This is a genomic window from Brevibacillus laterosporus, assembly GCF_030489605.1.
Taxonomy (GTDB): Bacteria; Bacillota; Bacilli; order Brevibacillales; family Brevibacillaceae; genus Brevibacillus_B; species Brevibacillus_B laterosporus_E.
Genome location: NZ_JAUKFY010000001.1, coordinates 1 through 22,464, shown reverse-complemented (window position 1 = coordinate 22,464; position 22,464 = coordinate 1). Strand labels below are relative to the sequence as shown.

At 39.3% G+C, this 22,464-nt stretch carries 19 protein-coding genes and 2 pseudogenes; 4 read left to right on the top strand and 17 right to left on the bottom strand.

What is annotated here, in order from left to right:
* Positions 1-259 precede the first annotated feature (259 nt).
* Entirely contained in the window at positions 260-919 is a 660-nt protein-coding gene (locus QZ995_RS00100; RefSeq protein WP_301801597.1) for a DJ-1/PfpI family protein, read from the bottom strand.
* Positions 920-1,066: 147 nt separating this feature from the next.
* On the opposite strand from QZ995_RS00100, the gene QZ995_RS00095 reads away from it, so the two are divergent.
* On the top strand, positions 1,067-1,963 hold the full coding sequence (locus QZ995_RS00095; RefSeq protein ID WP_301801596.1) for a LysR family transcriptional regulator: 897 nt from the start codon (positions 1,067-1,069) through the stop codon (positions 1,961-1,963).
* Between the two features lie 135 nt (positions 1,964-2,098).
* On the opposite strand, the gene QZ995_RS00090 is transcribed toward QZ995_RS00095, so the two are convergent.
* The 10 genes and pseudogenes from QZ995_RS00090 to QZ995_RS00045 form a co-directional block, all read right to left on the bottom strand.
* The gene (locus QZ995_RS00090) at positions 2,099-2,644 is read right to left on the bottom strand and encodes a GNAT family N-acetyltransferase (RefSeq protein ID WP_301801595.1); all 546 of its coding nucleotides are present in this window, start codon (positions 2,642-2,644) and stop codon (positions 2,099-2,101) included.
* Positions 2,645-2,840: 196 nt separating this feature from the next.
* On the bottom strand, positions 2,841-4,202 hold the full coding sequence (locus tag QZ995_RS00085) for an FAD-binding oxidoreductase (RefSeq protein ID WP_301801593.1): 1,362 nt from the start codon (positions 4,200-4,202) through the stop codon (positions 2,841-2,843).
* Between the two features lie 125 nt (positions 4,203-4,327).
* Positions 4,328-5,407: an HD-GYP domain-containing protein gene (locus QZ995_RS00080; RefSeq protein ID WP_301801587.1), complete on the bottom strand. Its 1,080-nt coding sequence runs from the start codon at positions 5,405-5,407 to the stop codon at positions 4,328-4,330.
* Positions 5,408-5,711: 304 nt separating this feature from the next.
* On the bottom strand, positions 5,712-7,160 hold the full coding sequence (locus QZ995_RS00075) for a BglG family transcription antiterminator (RefSeq protein ID WP_301801580.1): 1,449 nt from the start codon (positions 7,158-7,160) through the stop codon (positions 5,712-5,714).
* A gap of 286 nt (positions 7,161-7,446) precedes the next feature.
* Positions 7,447-7,778, bottom strand: a pseudogene (locus QZ995_RS00070) (ABC transporter permease); the annotation flags it as partial.
* A 71-nt stretch (positions 7,779-7,849) separates the two neighbouring features.
* The gene (locus QZ995_RS00065; protein ID WP_301801578.1) at positions 7,850-8,614 is read right to left on the bottom strand and encodes an ABC transporter ATP-binding protein; all 765 of its coding nucleotides are present in this window, start codon (positions 8,612-8,614) and stop codon (positions 7,850-7,852) included.
* A complete protein-coding gene (locus QZ995_RS00060; protein ID WP_301801576.1) occupies positions 8,574-9,062 on the bottom strand; it encodes an efflux RND transporter periplasmic adaptor subunit in 489 nt (162 codons plus the stop codon). Before QZ995_RS00060 ends, QZ995_RS00065 begins: the two co-directional genes overlap by 41 nt.
* A 35-nt stretch (positions 9,063-9,097) precedes the next feature.
* Positions 9,098-10,135, bottom strand: a complete 1,038-nt coding sequence (locus QZ995_RS00055) for an HlyD family secretion protein (RefSeq protein WP_301801574.1) — start codon at positions 10,133-10,135, stop codon at positions 9,098-9,100.
* A 288-nt stretch (positions 10,136-10,423) separates the two neighbouring features.
* Positions 10,424-11,830, bottom strand: a complete 1,407-nt coding sequence (locus tag QZ995_RS00050; protein WP_301802242.1) for a HAMP domain-containing sensor histidine kinase — start codon at positions 11,828-11,830, stop codon at positions 10,424-10,426.
* Positions 11,820-12,506: a response regulator transcription factor gene (locus tag QZ995_RS00045; protein ID WP_301801572.1), complete on the bottom strand. Its 687-nt coding sequence runs from the start codon at positions 12,504-12,506 to the stop codon at positions 11,820-11,822. The genes QZ995_RS00050 and QZ995_RS00045 overlap by 11 nt, the downstream gene beginning before the upstream one ends.
* Before the next feature lie 79 nt (positions 12,507-12,585).
* On the opposite strand from QZ995_RS00045, the gene QZ995_RS00040 reads away from it, so the two are divergent.
* The gene (locus tag QZ995_RS00040) at positions 12,586-12,765 is read left to right on the top strand and encodes a hypothetical protein (protein WP_301801569.1); all 180 of its coding nucleotides are present in this window, start codon (positions 12,586-12,588) and stop codon (positions 12,763-12,765) included.
* Between the two features lie 83 nt (positions 12,766-12,848).
* On the opposite strand, the gene QZ995_RS00035 is transcribed toward QZ995_RS00040, so the two are convergent.
* On the bottom strand, positions 12,849-13,925 hold the full coding sequence (locus QZ995_RS00035) for a hypothetical protein (RefSeq protein ID WP_301801567.1): 1,077 nt from the start codon (positions 13,923-13,925) through the stop codon (positions 12,849-12,851).
* A 334-nt stretch (positions 13,926-14,259) separates the two neighbouring features.
* Here QZ995_RS00035 and QZ995_RS00030 point away from each other — a divergent pair, with 334 nt between their 5' ends.
* Positions 14,260-14,598, top strand: coding sequence for a YxeA family protein (locus QZ995_RS00030; RefSeq protein WP_301801565.1), 339 nt, complete (start codon positions 14,260-14,262; stop codon positions 14,596-14,598).
* Positions 14,599-14,687: 89 nt separating this feature from the next.
* Here the strand turns inward: QZ995_RS00030 and QZ995_RS00025 are convergent, their stop codons facing one another.
* The 5 genes and pseudogenes from QZ995_RS00025 to QZ995_RS00005 form a co-directional block, all read right to left on the bottom strand.
* Positions 14,688-15,689 (bottom strand): 2-hydroxyacid dehydrogenase, encoded by a 1,002-nt coding sequence (locus tag QZ995_RS00025; protein ID WP_301801563.1) that lies wholly within the window; start codon positions 15,687-15,689, stop codon positions 14,688-14,690.
* A gap of 63 nt (positions 15,690-15,752) precedes the next feature.
* Complete coding sequence (locus tag QZ995_RS00020; protein WP_301801561.1) at positions 15,753-16,808, bottom strand: AEC family transporter; 1,056 nt, start codon at positions 16,806-16,808, stop codon at positions 15,753-15,755.
* Between the two features lie 248 nt (positions 16,809-17,056).
* Complete coding sequence (locus tag QZ995_RS00015; protein ID WP_031411206.1) at positions 17,057-17,770, bottom strand: response regulator; 714 nt, start codon at positions 17,768-17,770, stop codon at positions 17,057-17,059.
* The gene (dcuS, locus tag QZ995_RS00010) at positions 17,763-19,379 is read right to left on the bottom strand and encodes a DcuS/MalK family sensor histidine kinase (RefSeq protein WP_301801557.1); all 1,617 of its coding nucleotides are present in this window, start codon (positions 19,377-19,379) and stop codon (positions 17,763-17,765) included. Before dcuS ends, QZ995_RS00015 begins: the two co-directional genes overlap by 8 nt.
* 311 nt (positions 19,380-19,690) lie before the next feature.
* Positions 19,691-20,941 (bottom strand): annotated as a pseudogene (locus tag QZ995_RS00005) (SpoVR family protein); the annotation flags it as partial.
* A gap of 634 nt (positions 20,942-21,575) precedes the next feature.
* On the opposite strand from QZ995_RS00005, the gene QZ995_RS23770 reads away from it, so the two are divergent.
* Entirely contained in the window at positions 21,576-21,914 is a 339-nt protein-coding gene (locus tag QZ995_RS23770; RefSeq protein ID WP_366919670.1) for a DUF1036 domain-containing protein, read from the top strand.
* Positions 21,915-22,464 lie beyond the last annotated feature (550 nt).

The window sequence follows — 22,464 nt, the reverse complement described above, 5'->3', positions numbered from 1 at the left end:
CCGGTATCCTTGAATGGATTACCGGCATTTTTTATTCCTAACTCAAATTTTTCTTAACAAGCCGTAAAATCTTACCTGATGAAAGGTAGAGAAAATCGAGCTGCAAGCATGTCCCAGCATAGCCTTATCGCATTGTTGGGATATTTTTTTTGGTTATTATAATTGTACTCAGCTACAAACATTTGAAGCATCATTACTTATAGACGATTCGAATAGGATTTGGCAATAAATTTTACCTCTCTGCTCCAACTTAATTATCCTAATAATCAAAATATTCAATATCATCCTTGTAGTTGTCATATGCTGCTTTATACTCCATAACGCGAGCCACTTCATAAATAAAGTTTTCATCATAGCCTGCTCTTCTTAACAAATGAAAGCCCATTTCCATACCAGAAGCAATCCCGCCTGCGGTTACAATTCTGCCAGTATCAACTATACGAGCACGACTGATTTTGCAAGCTGGTGCGATTTCTGCTAATCGATCGATTGGCACCTTGCCCATGTCCGTAGCCTCCAAATGATCTGGCTCTTTACGATTTGTTGCAGGGATGCCATCCAAAAGCCCCATTCTGCCGTAAATCCATGAACCTGTACATACACTTGTAAGCAAAGTTGTTTCAGGAAGAGACCGAATATATTGGTGTAGTCGCTTATTATTCGTTTCCTGCCTTGTACCAAAGCCACCAGGAATTAAAAAGGCATCCACATCGGGCATGTCATTGAAGCTGTAGTTGGGGTGTACAGTTAATCCTGCTTGAGTTTGAATCGGTTTCATCGCGTCTGCTACAAGAAACACATCCAATTCAGGGTCAAATCTTCGTGCTACCGAAAATACGCCGTAGGGAGCTGCGTAATCGATAACCTCTGCATCTTTAAAAATATATACGCCTAATCTAAATCCTTGTTTTTTGTCCATGTTTTGTTCTCCTTTTGGATCGTTCTGCTTTTGAAATAGTACTTTCTTCTGTACGAGAGTTACTATATCATTGAATTACCGATTTTACTTATGAATGTTTACGATACGACCCATTCTGAATCCCGATATCACGGAGGCAGATATACAATGATTGAGTTACTGGAAGGAAAGTTTTTTAAGACATTTATTGTAGTAATGGAAGAAAAAAGCTTTAGCCGAGCCGCGGAGAAATTAGGCTATGTTCAATCTACTGTAACGACTCATATTCAGTTATTGGAGCAAGTCTGCAACCAAAAATTATTTCATCGATTATCCAGAGGTGTAAAACCTACAGAAGCGGGTGTTAGACTTGCTACATTTGCGTATCAATTTATACATTTAGGCATGTCCTTAGAGCATGCAATGAACGAATTGGATCAGCCACAGGGAACGATACATATTCGCATGCAGGAATCCTTTTTCTTAACACGTATGTCCACCTTTATCCAACAATTTATGAATCAATATCCACGGATCAAAATAAGACTAGAGGCGGGATTTCAGCCGGATATTCTAAAGAGAGTTTTAGATCACGCTGTAGATTTTGGCATTGTTCCGCAAAATCCCCATCGCAATGACCTTATTTTCCACCCGCTCTTAGAGGAAAAACTTGTTTTTATTGCCTCAGATGCCTTGGTACAAAGAGTTGAATCTAGTGGATTAGATATGTTACACGATGAAAACGTAATAAGTTTTGGAACCAGTTGCTTATACCACACTCAAGCCACTAGGATTTTGCAGGAGGCCGGAATTGAAGGTAATAGTGCATTAGAGTTTCCAAGCATTGAAATGATCAAGCAAGCTGTGAAATGCGGCATTGGTTTTGCTTTACTTCCAGAAATATGCGTAAAAAAAGAACTGGAAGAAAAAGTATTTCAAACGCTGCCACTATGCCCTCCAATTTACTCGACACACGGGCTTATTGTCCATAAAGATAGAGAGCTGCATTTTCCTGCAAAATTATTTAAGTCCCAAATCGTTGAACATTTTTCTATGGAAAGGTAGGCTGTCTAACTTACGTTGATACAAAAATATAAAATGAGGGGATAAAAAATAGAGTGCCTCCAGTAGCTTCCACTGGTTTTGCACTCTATTACAACTGAGAGTGAATTAGATATACCCAGTAATATTAGCGTGTTCTTATTCATGGCATCTTCCCATGATAATGGTGTTATAATATTTACCGTCGGACAGGATTTTGTCTTTTTTTAGTACGCCTTCTATTTCAAAGCCAAGCTTTCTATAAAGGGTAATGGCTTTATCATTCGTTTCTAAAACATTCAAAGTAATTTTTTTAATATCATTTGAGTCAGCCCAAGCAATAGATTCTTTTATCAGATTTTTTCCTATGCCAAATCCCCAAAACTCCTTTAAAACGCACACTCCAAATTCTATTTTATGCAAGAATCTTTTCAACTGATTTCCTTCGCATCTGGAAAACCCGACTATCTGATCATGAACGATTGCCACTAAAAATAAGTTTCTTTCCTTTTCAGTATCTGCTTTAATTAATTGTTCAAAACCGAAAGGATCTATGAACGCCTCCCCTTTTTCCCTGTCTAAATTTTCAGTCTCCCCATCAATCTGTAATCTAAGCTCAGACAAAGCATTTGCATCTTTTTCGGTTGCAGAACGAATCGTATAGCTTAGTCCTTTTACATCAAATTCTCGTTTGTTAATGACCATGATATACTCCATTCATATTCGATATGGTAAATATTTATAAGCTTAGTCTATCATATGTCACAATACTTGCGAATAATCAGCAATTCACAGGCAAAAAAAGACTCTTCTCAAAAAATCGAGAAGAGTCCCTCATGCATTCGACCTATAAACAGCGCATGCCGCCAGAGGTTCCTACCAGTACCCCCGTAATTAGTTGCTAGCTGAAAATTTTTCCTGGATTTAAAATTCCTTTAGGATCAAAGGCTTTTTTTACTGCAATCATGGCTTGAAATGCTACGCCATGCTCTGTTTGCTGGTATTTTCGTTTCCCCAGCCCCACACCGTGCTCTCCCGTGCATGTACCACCGCGTGCTAAGGCATATTCAACTATACGGGTATTCGCCGCTTCTGCACGGGCAAGCTCTTGGGAATCAAGTGGATTTAGTAAGAGTAGCGTATGGTAATTACCATCACCGATATGTCCAACCACTCCGCCCTCCAAGCTCAATTCTTGGACAACTTGTTGGGCATTGCGTACTGCACCAGCCAGTTCGGACAGCGGCACACATACATCCGTCGTCATTACACGCTTTCCCGGTGCGGAATGTGCAAAAGCATAGTACAAATGATGCCTAGCTTCCCATAATTGCGCCCGGGCCTTTGAATCTATCTCCTGCTGAAAATGTAGACAGCCTTTCTCTAACGCTAATTCTCTAGCAAATTGTGCATCCTGCATCAATCCTGCTCTATTTCCATGGAATTCAAGGAATAAGGTAGGTGTCGCTTCGTATGATGTATTTTTATGGCGATTAATTTTTTGAATGGATAATTCGTCTACCAGCTCAATTTTAGCAACAGGAATTCCTACAGAAAGAATAGTCACTGCTGTCTGAACAGCACTTTCCACATCAGGAAATGCAGCTCGAACGGCCATCACTTCCTCAGGAATACCGTACACGCGTAAGGTCAGCTCAGTAAATACACCCAATGTCCCTTCCGAACCAACAAACAGACCATTTAGATGGTATCCAGATGATGATTTGGCTGCTAAACCACCGGTATGAATAATGCTTCCATCAGCTAATGCGACTTCTAGGTCACGCACTTGGTCACGCATAACACCATATCGGACAGCAGTAGTACCACTAGCATTTGTCGCGGCCATTCCGCCAAGCGTAGCATCTGCCCCTGGATCAACAGAAAAAAACAAGCCGTATTTTTTCAGTTCTTTGTTTACTTGTGTCCTGGTTATTCCTGGCTGAACACGTATCAATAAATCGTCTGGCCGGATCTCCAGAATCTGATTCATTCGTTGAAAATCTAAGGATATTCCTTTATTCACAGGAATCACGTGTCCCTCTAAACTGCTTCCGATCCCAAATGGAACCACAGGTATCTCACTGTCGTTAGCAAAAGCAAGCAGACGTGATACATCCTCCCTGGATTCAGGAAACACCACTACATCGGGTAAGACAGGGGTGTGATAAGATTCATCTTTGCTATGCAGCTCTAAAACACTCTCATTTACAGAAACCTGGTCATCTCGAAATAATTGCCGTAAATCATTTAGGTCATTCATTTGAATTCCTCCTAAATTGCTTTTGACAAGTAGCACCAGATGTTAGTTCTATTATAAGAGAGGAAGGAATGTTTCAGATATAAATTTCGAAACATTCCTTCCGATAGACAGTTCATTGCATGGACTTATTTCGTTTTCTTGTTCCATTCTGATCCGATCGCTTTGCAATCGGAAATCACCAAATTCAATTCGCTCGACAAATCTATTTCAAATGGAGGTAATGTAACACGGGCTTCATTTTCTAAAAGACGAACAATAGGCCGTGAAGGCATGCCCGGATTATTTTTGACAACGACACCTGAATAGCCTGAGCTTAACGTTACAAACATGCCCACAGGATATAAATAGATGGAATTACGGAACGCTTGCAATACCTTCTGACAAAACTGGGTGCCTGAACCTGCAAATAAAAATTCCATGGCATCGTGAGGCAGCATCGGCTTTCGATATACACGCTGGCTCGTTAAAGCTTCGAATACGTCACACACTCCAATGATTTTCGTAAATAAATGAATATCCTTTTCCTGCAAGTTACGTGGATACCCATTTCCATCCATGCGTTCGTGATGCTGATAAGCGCATTGCGCAACGATCTCTGGAATTGCTGGCAGTCGTCTCAACAGAGCAAATCCTTTGCTGGCATGCGTCTTCATCATGTCATATTCTTCATTCGTTAGTGAATCCTGCTTCTGAATGATCTGAGTTGGAATCATCAATTTCCCTACATCATGTAAAAGCGCACCTAAGCCTAAATCTGTGATTTGCTGCTTATTCAAGCCCATTTTCAATCCAACTAATACACTATAAATCATCACATGAAAAGAATGGACAAATATGCTTTTATCAAAAACGCAAATCCTTCCCAGTAAATCCATGATCATTGAGTTATTCTTGCATTTATAAATTAAATTTGCCAGCATATCCTGAGCGCTGGAGCCTATTTGTTCTCCTGCGATAGCTTTAGAGTAGGAATTATCCAATGTGGTATGCACAAAATCTATGGCTTCCTTCCTTGCTTGTCCAGATATAACATCCTTAGCAGGAGTATCCGCTATATTTTTATGTTGAACATGGATGGAATTGTGTCCAAACAAACTTTGAGTAAAATTTCCTCCATTGCCCGCCGAAATCGAGCGATTGCTACTATAAATATCGCTTGAAAGCTTCATACCAGAACTACAGTGATTTTGAGAAAGTAACTGCATGTATATTTATAAATCCTCCCTAAAAGCTGACATTGCATAAGACTTTATACCTAAGTCGTAATACATATATTACATATGAACTGATTTTCCTATCAAGTGTATTAATTACCGTTACTAAAGGTAATTTTTTTACTTCCTTGATAAAATAATCTCTAACTCTTCATTTTGATGATGCCTTTCCTTTATGTAAGGCCATCCATTTTTATGCGTTTTAATATTCTACTCATCAGCTTTAACAGAAAAAAAGACGTTTTCTCTCATGATGATTGAAAGAGAAAACGTCTTTTCCACATTGACAGGCATATTATTTACCGTCGTTAATAAATTGCTGAAGGGTATGAAGGTTACGTTGGGATAAAATAGATTGAACACGAATAACCGGAATGGATTGTATATCAATAGGAATAGTAGTAATGATTATATCTATACCTAGCGCTTTGATTTGTTCCTCTGTTATATCATACAAATATTGATCTAATATTTGTAATTTCTCACCGAATCTTTCTCTTAAAATAGCCTCCATATATCGTTTCCAGCTTGTCCCGTCACCAGATATAATAAGAGCCTTTTTAGATGCAGGCTTAAATGAAATCGTAGCTTCTATTTGCATGGTGACATTAGCAATTTCATCATCAATGATATAATCCGCTATCCCGTATTTTTTTGCCCATTCATTATATACTTCTTTCACCTGTAGAAACGTTTTTCGGTGCTTTTCTCTAATATATTTTGTAATGGATTTTTCCTTAACTTTGATAGTAGAGAAATACTTTAGGGTATACATGGTTCGCTTAAAGTAATCGATTAAGGTAAAAACAAATTCCTCGTCATGAATTAATGGCTTGTTGATTCTATTTTCAAGCATACGAATGAAATCCTTCATATATATGAATACTTGCATTTTTCCTTCATGAAAATATTGAAGTGCTTCTTTTTTTACTTTATCGACATCCTTGTACACATGCTTAGAAGCCTTAATCACAATCGTCATTATTACTTTGTCCTCTGTTGTTAAAGAGATATTATATTTCGATGTTAACTGATCGAGTATCGTGGATATCGTATGGTAATAAGGGGTCTCAATATTATAGTGTGAAATGGGATTGCCTAAATTGATTTGGTAGCCTTGTTTTTTTCTCTTTAATACAATAGCTAAAAAATAGGAGAGCTTATGCCTATCGCATACATCAAAAGTGATGCCTAATCCCTCTTCAATCTCATCTAAATAGCGCAGGCATACATCCTCATATTCCGTAAACGGCCATTCTTTATTGGTATAAGAGCTAGTATATAGCTCAAAAAACATCATGATGATTTGAAGTTCACTCCCCACAATTTGAAGGGGATTTCTTTGAAGCTGTAATTTATAGGTCTTTAAATGTTTCCCCACTCTTCTTAGAACGTTTTGAAGAGAGGGTCCTTGGATAAATAAATGTTCGGCTAATTGGGAAACAGTTTTACAATTTCCTTCAAGCAACTGCTGAAATACTTGAAAAGTAAATGAATCTCTTACAAATAAAGATATCACTTCATTTATAGAGGAGCTTTCCGGTAAAAATAATTGAATGCCTTTCCCTTTTACAGAACTAATCTCCCAGCCAGGCGGCAAGAAATCCCTCAATATGGAAATTTCCTTGGCAACAGTCTTATATGAGCATCCTATTTTCTCCGATAACTCCTGAACTGTAAACCATCTATTTTCTCCACCTAGGAGTTTCATAATTTGAATTTGGCGATGTTTTTCTTTTCTCATGTCAAATCTATCCCTATAGGAACTCCTTTCTTATGGTAAAAATAGCTTCTACCAAATCATGCAAATATAATCTGTCATCTTTGGCCGTACATAATGACTTCTTACTAATCTAATACAGAATAAATGAGAAAAGGTTTCATTTTTATTTAACTACATCATTATATAGGAAAAAGCCCTTTTTCCTGCTGACAAAACAAGGAATAAAGGGCTTTACCCAACTTTCATATTGACATAAGTGCCAAATATTCTTCTTTACGCTTCAATTATAGTAGATACACATGCATTTTTATTCATATCGCAGTGCATCAATTGGCTTCATCTCTGCGGCCTTTTTTGCAGGATACACGCCAAATACCACACCTACCAATAAGGATGATAAAAAGGCATACAGCATGGGAGTTATTGTAATGGCAATCTCCACTCCTCCCAGCTTGTTCACGATCCAAGCCGCTCCAACTCCCGGCACAATTCCAATGATCCCCCCAGGATACTCAGCGTAATTGATTCAATCAAGAATTGTTGCATAATCGCTTTTTTAGTTGCTCCAATGGCCTTGCGAATCCCAATCTCACGAGTACGCTCTGTGACGGAGACCAGCATGATGTTCATAATACCTAGCATGGTTAGAAAAGATCTAAGCTTGTTAGCTGTGACATTCCGCAGTGAAACACGCATAGCTTCCCAATAACTCATACTACCATTTCCTCGGAATTCGCTATTCTTCGATCTTGAATTACCTCATTAGCTACAATCTGTCCGTCACGGAAATGGATGACTCGCTTAGCATATTCTGCAATATCTGGTTCGTGAGTGACTAAAATAACCGTTTTCCCTTCATTATTTAATCGTTGAAATATTCCCATGATCTCTTGACTTGTTTTCGTATCAAGAGCACCGGTAGGCTCATCCGCCAAAATAATCACAGGTTCATTAACCAAGGCGCGGGCAATGGAAACACGTTGCTGCTGCCCACCTGATAGCTCATTCGGTTTGTTATATAACCGATTGCCAAGTCCAACTCTATGTAGGGAATCAATAGCACGCTGTCGTCTTTGTTTGGCATCTACACCTGCATATAAAAGTGGAAGCTCTACATTTTCTACTGCGGGTGTACGCGGAATCAGATTAAAATTTTGAAAAACAAAGCCTATTTTTTGGTTCCGAATTTTAGCCAGCTCCTCATCCTCTGCCTCCGAAACAGGATAGCCATCCAGATAAAAGGTTCCACTTGAGGGCAGATCCAAGCAACCAATCATGTTCATCATCGTAGATTTACCTGAGCCTGAAGGCCCCATAATAGCTACAAAATCCCCTTCTGCAATGCTAAGATTTACTCCTCGCAGGGCATGTATTTCTTGATCTCCAATCACATACTTCTTTTTCACATCTGCAATCCGAATTACAGCTCTAGTATTATCTTGCTCTTGCCCCGCCTTGGAAACCTGCTCCGCCACTCGGCATACCTCCTCCCATTACAGGCATACCGCCCATACCTGACGACATCGGCCCCTGACCCATTTGACGTATATTCGAGGAGCTGTTAGATACCTGCATAGTTAAAAGGATTTGATCTCCTTCCTCGAGTCCAGACGTAATTTCAACGCGATCTGAGCCTATTAGTCCAGTCGTTACTTCTTTAAATTGAAAACCTGATACATTTTGCCCTTTGTCACGCGATTTGCCTTTTGAATCGGCTGTTGACTTCATTTCCTTATCTGTACCAGCACCATCTTTTCCTTTTACCAAAACTCCAGTTTTCCCACCTTGTTCGCGCAAAGCAGTAATTGGAACATAGAGCACATTCTTTTGTTCCCCTACATGAATTGTTGTCTGGAGCGTCATGCCTGGCTTTAACAATCCTTCTTTATTTCCAACAGTAAGAAGTACTTTATAGGTTGTCACACCTGATTCTGTACTCCCTTCTGGGTACACCGTTTCTACTTTTCCTTGAAATTTTTTTTACTGTAGGTTCCAATTGTAAAAGTAGCTTCCATCCCCTGTTTGATTTTACCGATATCATTCTGACTGATCTGGGCCATCACCCCCAATTGTTCAGAATTCGAGTTGTCCATAATCAAAAAAGGAGAGCTTGCCGCTTCTCCTACCTGCCCATTCACCTGTAAAATAACACCATCCATTGGTGCCTTTAAGGTTAGCTTTTCTAAATTCTGCTGTTGTTGTTGCAGTTGTACCTCAGCTTGAGCAACTGATGCTTTTGCGGCCTGTAAAGAAGACTCTTGGACCGGAGCCTTAGCTTGATTAAATTGGGCTAGCGCAGAATCGTAGGCAGCCTGTGCTTGGGCAACATTATTATTACTCTGGTCTACTGTCTGACTGTACTGCATGCTGGCTGTTTTGTATTCAGCCACTGCCTGATTCAAACTATTTTGCGCCTGATCCAATTCACTTTTGGAAATAGCGCCAGCCTCGTATAATTTTTTTTGCGTCTCCATATTTTTTTGAGCCTCTTGTAAGTTAGCGCTTGCTTTCTCCTGTTGGATTAGTGCCTTTTGATTGTCATAATTTTTCTTGGCAGATTCTAGTGCTGCTTTTGCTTTTGTTACATTTGACTGTAATACCACAATTTCATTTTCATCCTTTGCCTGCATTTTTTCCGCTAAGCCAGCCTTTGCTGATAAAAGGTTAGCTTCTGCAATTTTTATTTGCATCAAGGCAGCGGATTGATCCATTGTAGCCAGTATTTGCCCTGCTTTAACAGTATCACCTATTTTAACGTTGACTGCTGTTACGGACTGATCGCCACTCGGAAAGTTTACGGTCACTTGCTTTGCAGCTTGTACGGTCCCTGAAGCAGTAACTACCTCCGACACATCCCCTCGCTGGACTTGAGTTGTCTGCATAATCGAAGCTGCACGTGAAGGAGATAACAGCTTACTATAGGTAAAAACACCCGTTCCACACAGTAGGGCTACAGCTACTGCTCCCGTGATAATCCTTCTTTTCCTTTTTCCCATTCCACTAAAAAATGATGTATCGTTGTACTTCCAAGCATTGAGATTTCCCCAAAAAAATCGTTTATTTGTAAACCGCCTTCGTGATGAACTGACTATAAGTTCGCTGTATGTCAGCTAGATGTCTGTCTTGTGGGAAACTTGGTGAAAAATGGGAGCAAAAGAAAGAAACCCTTTATAAAGATAGAAAAAGGGACTATAAAAAAATTGTCCGCAGTTACCTTTGACATCAGTAATTGTGGACAACTTTTATAAATATTGTTTATCTGTGGATAAGCTTTTTGATATTCCTCATTTGGTTAATGACAAGGTAAAAACGGTCTTCTCCTGAATACTCTCCGTCAATTCAAGATCGCCCCCAAGCGCCTTTGCCATCATTTTGCTAAAGGGTAATCCTAATCCAAGCCCTCTTACCTTGTGCTTCTTCTCTTCTCCGCGATAAAATCGCTCAAAAATAAATTCCTTTTCTGTTTCTGGAATGCCGTCACCATTATCTTGAACACAAATTTGAAGAACGTCATCTTGCTGTAATAGAGTTACCTGTATAATTCCGTTTAATCCTGTTGCTTGTTTTGCGTTATTTAATAGGTTATATAAAATTTGCTGTATGCGTAGTGGGTCGGTGTCAATCCATACTTCTTGTTCAGGAATATTCGTCTGAAGAACAAGCGTATTCTCGTCTTGTCCAATCAACCATTGATGAGTAATTTCCTGCACCAGATGATTCATGTTTTGTGGTTGTTTGTTAACTTTAATATCTCCTACTGCAAATGAGTTAAAATCTAATAAATCTTCCACCATTTTTTGTAAGCGTAAAATCTCTTTAGAGCAAATCTCCAGGAACTCTTTGGCTACCTCACCGGTCACCACATCATCCTTAACCGCTTGTAACAGCCCGCTGATAGAGGTAACGGGTGTTTTCAGCTCATGGGTAACTCCAGCCAATAGCTCCGTTCTCATCAATTCTAACTGTCGAAGTCGATCAGCCATATCTTTAAACGAATGTATTAGTTCATAGATTTCCTTTTCTTTGATATCCTTCTTCAGTTCAATATCATAGCGTCCCGTCACAATTTGTTTAGCAGCATCCGCAACTTCCTTCACGGGTTCCGATAATTTTTTTGTTAGATAATAAATAACGATCCAGCCTAATAGTCCAAGACTTGTTAGCATGATGCATAATTGTTGCAATGTCTCTATGCTGCGATCCATCTCTTTTTTCGGAGAGAAGAGAAACACCCACCCCAGTGTTTGACCGTTCTCCTCTATCTTCTGGGTAAGAAAAATAGCAGTATCTCCTGAGCGCGTCTGTATTTCCTGCACGTCCTGATCTTCTTCCCAATCTGGAGAGATTCGGCGGAGGATATCGTCAACAAATCGATTGGATTTTCCAAAGACAACCTGCTTGTGTTCATCTAATATCATAACCATGGGCTTAAATCCCCCCATGAAGCGCTGACGATTCTCTACTAATCGTGACAGGAAGGCAGGTATCACAATCGTCGCCCCGTCTGCTGATACAATTTGTTCCGAAATTTCCACAGCCATATATCTCATGACATCCAGCCTTTTTTGCGTTTCATTGTAGCTTATCCACATGCTAGAGAAAAGTCCAATGACAACAAGACCAACGCATAAGGTTAATACATAACGAGTCGTCCAATAGGTTAATAGCGTTTTCCGCTCTTTATTTTTCATTGACACAGAACTGATACCCCAATCCTCGTAGTGTACGAATTTCTCCTTCATCGGTTGGCCAATTTTGCAGGGTTCTCCGGATACGCTTCACTGCAAGATCGACAGCACGATCACTTCCCTCATAATCCATCCCCCAAACCTGCTCGATCAATTGCTCTCTAGTAAAGGTCTGATTGGGATGCTGAGCTAAAAATAAAAACAGAGAAAGATCACGTGGCGTAAAAGTAAGCTCAATGCCGTGCAAGGTGACAGAGTGGGCTCGATAATCTACTTTTAAACTTCCAAAAATTCGAGCTTTATAGTCACCCATGACCAGTAAGGAACGGCGTAAAACGGCATTGACACGTGCTACGACCTCCTCGCCAATAAAAGGCTTGGTAATATAATCGTCTGCCCCCTGATTTAGCCCATTTATCTTCTGATCCAGTTGACCTAATGCTGTCAGCATAATTACAGGACAGCTACTTTTGGTACGAATATACTCTAATATCTTCCATCCACTCTGCCCTGGCAGCATGACGTCCAATAAAACCAGAGAAGGTGCCACACGATCAAATGTATGTATAGCTTCTTCACCATCAAAGGCAAGCTCTACCTGATAACCCGCTTTTTCTAAATATACCTGTAGAACACGAGAGATCGGTACTTCATCTTCTACGATTACAATTGTTTGCATATAATTTGCTCCCTTCCAGTATATGAGGCTAGGGCTTTATCAAAAGAATACGAAAAACATCCCGAAAGGAAAAGAGGGTATGTTTTGGCAGTTCATACATAAAAAACTACACACAGGCATGGCCTTCCTGCATATTCAGGAAAACCATGCCAATCATCACGCATTATATCGAAAGTGGGAGGGTACTTATAAACATGAGGATACTACTTTTTGCCGCATTCTTACTGCTTCTTTGCCGGATACTACTGCCGTTTTTTAACCTTGCCTTTACACCCACTAGCAGCTTACTAATTGCCGTAATAGTAGCCACTAGCTTCGTTTTTTCCTGCTTATCTATTTCAATTACTCATCCTTTGCTTCGGACGTAGCCTCTGCTTTTGGATTTTTCTTGTTTTGCATTTTTTCTAACCACTTTTGCAGCAGTTTGTTTACGGTATCAGCATCATCCGCATCGGCGGCTGCTTTGATCTGTTCCATGATATTTTCTTTTCCTTCATGACCCAAACGCTTGATACCTAGTTTTTCCATCTCTTCTTTTGCTTGTTCTTTCGTTAATGTTCCAGCTTTCACTTGCTCTTGGATTGCATCTAGTTTTTGCTTGGTTTCATCGTCAAGTTGGATGCCTTTATGGATCACATTCTTGACACCCAGTTTTTCCATCTCTTCTTTTGCTTGCTCTTCCGTTAATGTTCCAGCCTTCACCTGCTCACGGATTTCATCCAGTTTCTTTTTCGTTTCTTCGTCAAGCTTGATGATTTTACGAACAGGCTGCTCGATGCCCAGTTTTTCCATCTCTTCTTTTGCTTGTTCTTCCGTTAATGTTCCAGCCTTCACCTGCTCACGGATTTCATCCAGTTTCTTTTTGGTTTCTTCGTCAAGCTTGATGATTTTACGAACAGGCTGCTTGATGCCCAGCTCTTCCATTTTCTCTTTTGCTTGTTCTTCCGTTAATGTTCCAGCTTTTACTTGCTCTTGAATTTCATCCAGCTTCTTTTTGGTTTCCTCATCTATGTTCTTAATTTTGATCTTAACCTTATCAAAGCCTTTCAGTCCAAGTTTTTCCATCTCTTCTTTGGCTTGTTCTTTCGTTAATGAGCCATCCTTTACCTGCTCACGAATTTCATCTAGCTTTTTCTTTGTTTCTTCATCCATTTGAGGAAGTTTGTCTTTCATTTTTTCCTGTTGATCAAACAACTTTTGGAAATCGTCAGCTAGATCAGGATTGTATTTATTAATGATCTTCATTAATTCCTGCTGATTGGCTTGTTTATCCTCTAGGGAAAAATGCCCACGTTTTTGAAAGGTTTGTTCTATTTTTGTTGTCTCTACATCTGTAGTAGTTGCCGCAAAAGCAGCAGTTGGTGCAAACACTGCAAGAGCTAATGCTCCGATCATCCATTTCGATGCCTTTTTATTCATTCGAATCCAACTCCTTCATAGTTGATTTGCAAGAAGTACTTCTTACAAGTATCAATTTACTAATGGAGTATGTCAGGTGAATGTCCACCTTAAGGAAAAGTTGTGGGAAAGCTGAGGCTGGCTGTTCCATTTTAAGCTGTCAAAAAAGTTGACAATTAAATGAATATTTCGTATGTTTTGTATAACTTTCGCGATTGTAAGCTAAATAACCTATTGATTTGGTAAGCTAGTCACCACCTAGCTAGCGCTTGAAGCAGAAGATTTTTTTGCAGAAATATTGCCGCCTATAAAAGGAATCCATCATAACGATAACGATAGAAAGGGTGCGTTTGTATTGAAAAAGAATCTAGGCCTTATCATTCTGTTACTAGGAAGCATGGCTTTGGCGGGCTGTGAGCGGGATCAATACAATGTGTTAGGTCATGAAACAGAGTTTTACGCTGCCATGTTAAGTGAAGGTAAAGACTTAACTGACAAAGGCAAGGAATATACTCTCCCTACCTATGATAAAGATGGCAATAAGAAAATTCTTACTTACATCGCAGATTCTAAAATATCTGAGGGCTCTTTAGTTAAATTCACAATCAATCAGCAAGGTGAAGTGATAACACTTGATAACGTAGCTATTAAGGACATTCCAGAACCGGCTCAGAAACAACTGCATATTCAATAGAACAAATCAGTCAAATCAAAACAGCCACCTTTCTCTAACCAGATGAAAGGTGGCTGTTTATCAAAGGAACTATTCCTTTGCCAAATTTGTTATGCTACTTCGTTATCACATCTTCCCTGAGTAAGGAAGCTATATAGGTTTTCATAAGAGATTTCTACCATGTTGGTAAGCGCTTCGTCTGTGTAAGAACCGATATGCGGTGTTACCAGTACACGAGGGAACATGTTGATTAGCTTTTCAATTGTTTCATTAGGCAAAGCCTGATCCTTCAAGTTTTTAAAGAAGAAAGCAGATTCATTTTCGAATACGTCTGTACCAAACCCAGCTAGTTTATTTGTTTCTAAAGCTCGTAGAATTGCTTCATTGTCTTGCAACTCACCGCGAGAAGTGTTGATTAGCACAGCTTGATCTTTCATTTTCGCAAGGAACTCGTCGTTGATCATTTTGTAGTTCTGATCCTTGAAGAATGGAACATGTACAGATACCAAGTCAGATTTTGCTAATACTTCATCTAAAGGCAGGTAATCTACAATGATTTTAGCCGCTTCATTTTCAAACACATCGTATGCTACTACATGAGCTCCCAAGCCTTTGAATAATTTAGCAGTTGTTAACCCGATTTTACCGGTACCCAGGATACCGACTGTGCAATTGCGAATCTCCTTGCTAAACATAGAAGCATCAACTGTGAAGTCTTTGTCTTTTGTTTTATTGGCTGTATAAGAAGCATTGCGCATCAGCATCATGCCAAGTGTAAGTGCTAATTCAGAAATCGCATTTGGAGAATAAGCTGGTACGCGAGCAGCTTTCATACCGCAATCCTTCACCGCTTGCAGGTCAATATGGTTAAATCCTACTGTTCTAGTCAGTAAATATTTTACTCCGTAGCTAGCTAATTTTTCGATATTCGTGCGAGTCGCCTTACAATTACCGCGAACCATAACCGCATCTGCACCTTTAGCCATTTCAACATTCGTATCGTTCATTAAATCTGTTACCAGAGTTAAATTGTAATTAAATTTGTTTAGTTTTTGAAAGAATTCAACCTCTACATCTCGTACACCATAGCAAACTAGATTAACTGTTTTCATTTGAAATCCTCCCTCTCTGTTGTGAGCCTACCTACAAGCTTCTCTGCATGTCGTTATTTCTTTTTATACAAACAGTCCCATAGATTTAATCATTTCTAGGACCACAATCCATAAAGGCATTGCTAGTACACCAAGTATTGTGGATAGCAAGGAGCAGTTAGATGTTAAGACTGCCTCTTTATCAAAACTGATGGCATAAGCTGCTGCCACTGTTGCTGTTGGTGTAGCCATCATGATTACTACTGTTGCTAGAGCTACGTGAGAAACTGGCAATAGACCAATCACTGTTAGCACAGTCAAGATCACGATATTAATAATTGGAACGATAACAACTTTGTTTAAGCTGTAGTACCAAGCATCTTTAACTCGTACAGCATCTTTTAAAGAAATCTCAGCTAGTGTAGCACCGATGGACAACCAAGCAAGTGGAGAAGCTAATTTAGCCAGATAATCCATTGGTTTGAATAGCCACAAAGCTGTTTTATCTATGCGCAGGAATGCGTAACTTACTTCTTTTCCATCTGCCATCATGTGAACCTGTGGAATGTAATTTTGGAACATCCAGATAAACAATCCTGCAAAGGTGGCTAATACGATTGGATTTAAGAACATTGTCTTGATGTTTTTCGCTTCCATTTTTAAACCAGACATCTTGATATAGCCGTAAGAGTAAAGAAAAATTCGATATCCAATGTTAAAGATAGAAGCGTACATAACTCCGACTGCGCCATACATAACTTGTACGATTGGAATTCCGAAGAAAGTCGTAGAACCAAAGATCGTTAGAACACGTAATACATCTTGTTTATCACCTGCATATTTAGCAAACAGTGGTTTAGAAACAATAATGAGTACGACGTAGACCAAGATTCCCCAAATCAGAAGGTTAATCCCTTGTTTCAAGGATTCTGTATCGATGTCAGTCATAAAGGCCGTAAACGCTAGTGTTGGAAGAGCTACAGACAAGATAACGTTACTTAGAATCTTAGCTGTTTGCTTTGATAAAACTTCTTTTTTACGTAAAAAGAATCCTAAGAAAATAATAAAGACAGAAGAACTAATGGCACTAACAATTTTGCTATCTGTTAATGTGCTAATAAAAATTTCCCCGATATTCATCGAGCACTCCCCCTTGTATCGAAAATGTGAATACTTTCACATTGTGGCTCAAAAAAATAAGTGCGTTATTTGTTTTACCCTTGTGAATCAATTCACATTGTTTATGGTTCTATCATAATCCTACTTTTCTATTCTGCCTACCTTATATAACTTATTAAATCAATTATGAAACTAATGTAACCGTATAAATAGAATGTCTGCTTTCGTAAATAAAAAAAGCGACCAGTCAAATGCTAGTCGCCTTTTTTTTACATATATTGTTTAATGCGCTCGCTGCTATCCTCAACTGTACGATGTTTACACACAGGCCGTCCTACGGTACCGTACATAATTTCAGCCTTCAATACCCCAATTTCACTTAAAAAATTTAAGTATTTCCGCATAGATACACGTGAAATACCTACCTCATGCGCCATTTCTTCCGTGGAGAATGCTTGTCCCCTTCTCTCGGTAATATGATCCCAAATCAATTGCAATGTCGTGCGCGTTAATCCTTTGGGAAGATCCAATAACATTTGGGTATGGTCTTTATCCTTTGCTAACAAAAACTTATCCAAATCGGTTTGACTTAATTTTTTTTGGCGTTTCATCACACTAGCTTTCTCTTTGTAATCTTGAAGTGCCTCCTGAAAACGTTCAAATTCGAAGGGCTTAATCAAATAATCAACAGCACCGAATTGCAACGCCTTATTAATGCTTTTCGTATCGCATGCTGCCGTAATCATAATGACATCAATACTTCTTTCTCTTTGACGTATTTGTGTGAGAAAGTCAAACCCACTCTTTCCGGGCAAATACACATCAAGAAGTACGAGATCGACCTCTATCTCATCAATAATCTCTAAAGCCTTCTTGACATCATTGGCCACTGCCTGAACGGTGAAGCCTTCCACCATCTCTAGATATCTTTTATTAAATTCTGCAACCATTGGGTCATCCTCTACGATTAGCACCTTAATCATCATACTCATCCTTCATTTTGTAAGGCAGGGCTATTACAAAGCTTGTTCCTTTTCCCTCAACAGAATGGATAGCAATCTCACCTTTCCACTTATCCACATGCTGAGTAACAAAATACAGCCCCAATCCTCTATTTTCTCCTTTAGTCGAAAAACCCTTCACAAAGATTTCTCGTCTAAATGTTGGTGGAATTCCCTGTCCGCTATCGGTTAGTTCAATTAAAATCTGTTCTTCGGTTTGTTCAATCTTCAGCTCTACTTTTTTAACCTCTGCATGTATAGAGGCTTCCATAGCATTATTAATCAGATTTCCAACTATGGTAATGAGAGAATGGATCAGCTCCGAATCCTCCGTCTCCGCTAAATAGCTTTCTTCATTTAAAATTAGTTCTACATCATCTTCTCTAGCATCGCTAATTTTCCCCAATAAAAATCCAGCGAACACTGTGCTCTTAATCCTTCTCACAATAAACCCGATTTCTTTTTGGTGTTGAATGGAAATTTGTTTAATATATTCATTGAGCTGGTCATAATAGCCCATGTGTATCATGCCTTGAATGACATGCAATTTATTTTTAAATTCGTGCGATTTGGCCCGAAGTGCATCAGCATAGAGCTGGATTCCTGTGATTTGTTCCACCAGTTGTTGTATTTCTGTTTTATCTCGGAACGTAGCCACAACCCCTGCTACGTGATCATCAACAACTACTGGTACACAATTAATCACGAGAGAGATTCCATTGATGCTGTAATGCTCATCTAACTGTGCCTTACCCGTACGCAGAGTTTCCTCCAATATCCACATGTGGTCACTAGCGCACTTTCCTACGATTTCTTCAGAGCTGTCCGCTAGCTGTAATAATCGGCGGGCCTCCGAATTGACCAAGGTAATAATTCCTTCCCGATCCACGGCTATAACGCCTTCACGCACGGATTGAAGCATCGCGTTTTGTTCTTCTAGCACTTTTGCAATAGCAAAGGGCTCTAGTCCAAACAGAATTTTTTTAATATGTCTGGCTAAAAGCAACGCTCCAATTATGCCAATCACAATCCCGAGTATCATGCTTAGATAAATCACCGATCGGCTCTGCTTAACTGCTTTTCCTACATCATCCAATGCGATTCCGACAGTGACAACCCCAATCTGTTTTCCATCGTAATCATATACAGGTGTAAATACACGTAAAGCCTCTCCCAGCACTCCTACTGCGATAGAAATGTATTCCTTACCAGACAATGAAGCGCTCGCATCTTCTCGATCCAAAAAGGATTGTCCTACTCTTGAAGGAATCGGGTGGGATTTTCTAATTAAATTCATATCAAGCACGACCACAAAGCTCACATTCGTCAAATCTTTAATCCGATTAGAGAAGGTTTGAATTTCGGCTTGATCTCGCTTGCCTTTTAACCCCTCTATAACAATCACCGAATTAGCTACAATTCGTCCAATATCGGTCACCTTCTCAGACAAACTATGCTTGGTTTGGCTAGCAATATCCCTGCTAATCAGCATATTTGTAACCAATAGAGAACTAATAACGACAATTCCAATAAGCAAGATAATTTTTGTGTGTAAGCTAAGCTGTAACTTCCTTTTGCCAGGTTTGTTCATGAACAGGCTAAGCTCCTTCTGCTCGAGATGTCTAGTTTCTTTTAAGTAAGCTAAGGTGCTGTATCCCCTGAGTCGCTATGCTTCTCTATGCAACTAACAGATTACTCCTTAGTTTTTTACGCCATTTTAGCTATTATACTAAACTTCACAGATATGTAATATTGTTATCCAAAAAAGATTAGCAAATTGTCGGTAATAGAGAGGATTTTGTGAATAGTCCAAGCAAACAAAAAACATCCCGTATCATCCATGCAGATGATTCGAGATGTATATACCCAGTCATGATTGTATTTGAACAGATTTGCTATGTTCTATAAAAATTTCCGTTGTACCTTTTTCCCATCATAGCTAAAAGCCACAGCCCGGTCATCCAATGTAGTCTCAATGTGTACGTTTTTGCCCCATAATGTATAAACATACGGCAAGGTTTTCTCAATGTATTTCACATCTAGCTCTAATCCCTCGTATAGATGCTTGATATACAATTCTCCGCTGCGCAGGTAGTCACCATCTTGGACGATCAAGTAGGGGAATCCACCATTTACACGGGAAAGTACCAATTGATCACGCACCAGCTCCCATTGCTTCTGTGTGATCACCCAGTCGCTCCCCTGCTTTCCGAAAGTATACATATCCAATTGCCTTACAAGATCTTCTGTAAGATAGTTACGGATAAAAGAAATATCTCCCTCTAATTCGCGCACCTCAAAGATTTTTTCCATTCCCTGATTTGGTTTGCGACCGAAACGCTCCTGTTCTTCTTTCGTAGGATTATTATAACGCATTTCAATGTCTTCAAACATTTTCAACCCTAAATGATACGGATTAATACTAGTCGTAGATGGTTGGATAACCGAGGAATGCAGCTTAGCAAACTCAATTGTTTCCGCCTCGGTTAAGTCCATTTCGCGAAGAATCCGGCAATGCCAAAAGGAAGCCCAGCCTTCATTCATAATCTTCGTTTCCATTTGTGGCCAAAAATATAACATCTCATCACGCACAATGGTCATGATATCACGCTGCCATGGTGCCAAATACGGACTATATTCCTGAATAAACCAGAGTAAATCTTTCTCCGGCTGCGCAGGAAATCGTTGCGGTTGATTAGAAGCAGCATCTGTTATTGGGGCATCTTGATCAAGCTTCCATAAATCATCATAAGGTGAGCTAGGCTTATAAGTCTTAGGGATATCTGTCTTTTCAGCATAAGTTTTTGTTCTTTCTTTTTTGGGCCGGATCAGTCTTGGATCAATATGCTCTTGAATCCCAATGCAAGCGTCCAATAATTCCTCCACTTTCTCTTTCCCATAGGCAATCTCGTACTCCCGAATACGATCTGCACTAGCTGCCATGCTTTCTACCATATTGCGATTCGTATTGCTAAAGCGTACGTTATTCTTGAAGAAATCGCAGTGAGCCAGTACATGTGCCACAATTAATTTATTTTGGATCAAGCTATTTCCGTCTAATAAAAAGGCATAGCATGGATTAGAGTTAATCACTAACTCATAAATTTTGCTAAGGTTTAAGTCGTATTGGAGCTTCATTCTGTAGAAATTTTTAGTTAACTACCGGATGTATGAAACTGATTTAGAGTAGGGTTTATTTATTGTCTACTCTCATTACATCCTCAACAGGTATCCACCAGAATCCTCATTACGTTATTACGTGTCGGTTTTGTTGAATGCTTTGACGAGGAAATGGAGGTTTTGACGAGAAGAGGCCCCGTTAATTGGATCACAGCTTTTATATTTTTTGGGGAGCCTCAGTAAAATTAGATTTACAAGCTTCAATCTGTAACTCTCGCAAAGGTGCTCTTCATTGGGTAGATTAAGCCCTTCGTATTAGGCGATCTCCCCAATTGCGCATAGACAATCATCAAAAACATAGACAGCTAAATATAATACCGAGAGAAGTTACCAATAAACCCCAATCGAAACAAGGAGTGATTGTCTATACATCGTCCATACTATGTACCTTCATCTGGACCTAATCTAAATTTACTTTATGGATAGGAGGTGCTATATCGGCAGTATCAAACAAACTCCTGGTATATAGCACCCACTTATGACATAAACCGAGTACCTACAGGATCAGACGTTCAAGCTGTACTTAGTTCTGACCCGGGTTTAAAGAATGTAATATTCTCTGCCCCTGACTCTGTGACACAAAACAAAAAGGAGAGTGAGTACCACAATGGCACTTTACTTTAGGAACGATACTGGAAGAACCTTGTGGTTAGCTATCGCCTACGAGGATTACAGATGCACTGGCAGCAAATGGAGAAAAGAAGGCTGGAAGGAATTAGGACCTAGATCGAGCATTAGGGTTTATAACGGGCCAACTAAAAATAAAAGATTTTACTTCTTCGCCAATGACAGAGGTTTTCAGTACACATGGTCAGGAAATACCTACACCGACCTCCCTTATCACCCATTCGATCGGTGCTGGGATGAACCAGGTGGGGAACGTCATGGGATGGAAAGTTTTATAGCTACTGCTGATGAATTCATATGGCCACTTTACATTAGGTAAAAGGGTTCCTTCTCTAAAAAACACTCTTAACAGGGTGTTTTTTGCCTTGCGTGTTCCATAAATCTTCGTTTTTTAGACACTTAAAAATACATAATTTTTATTATTTGAAGTAAAATTATGAATATTTATTTTTTTGCAACTCTATAAAACCGTCAAAATAATGGATAGCTTTTTAGAGGTTTGTCTTTTAATAATAATCCCGAATTTCGAAAGTAGATCCACTAATCCTATGCGTATGGCGTGTTCAAGGCTTATTTTTGGCTTCATCTTATTTGGTGCAACATTTTCAGCCTTCCAATCCGCATGCACACAGGACTTTTAAAGATTGCTTTCTAAATTCGGGGTAAACTTTCTTGATTTGGGATTTTTTAAAACCAGAATATTATTTCATTTTAAACTCTAAACCTACTGAAATCACCAAGTCCACTGAAGTTCCTTTTTTGTACTATATTTTTTGACCCCCAGCTCATTTAAACTTTTTATCGTGGTATATGTCAAAAGCGTACTTTCCCGAACGTTTTTACAAAAGAAAAAATCGTTTCCTTATATC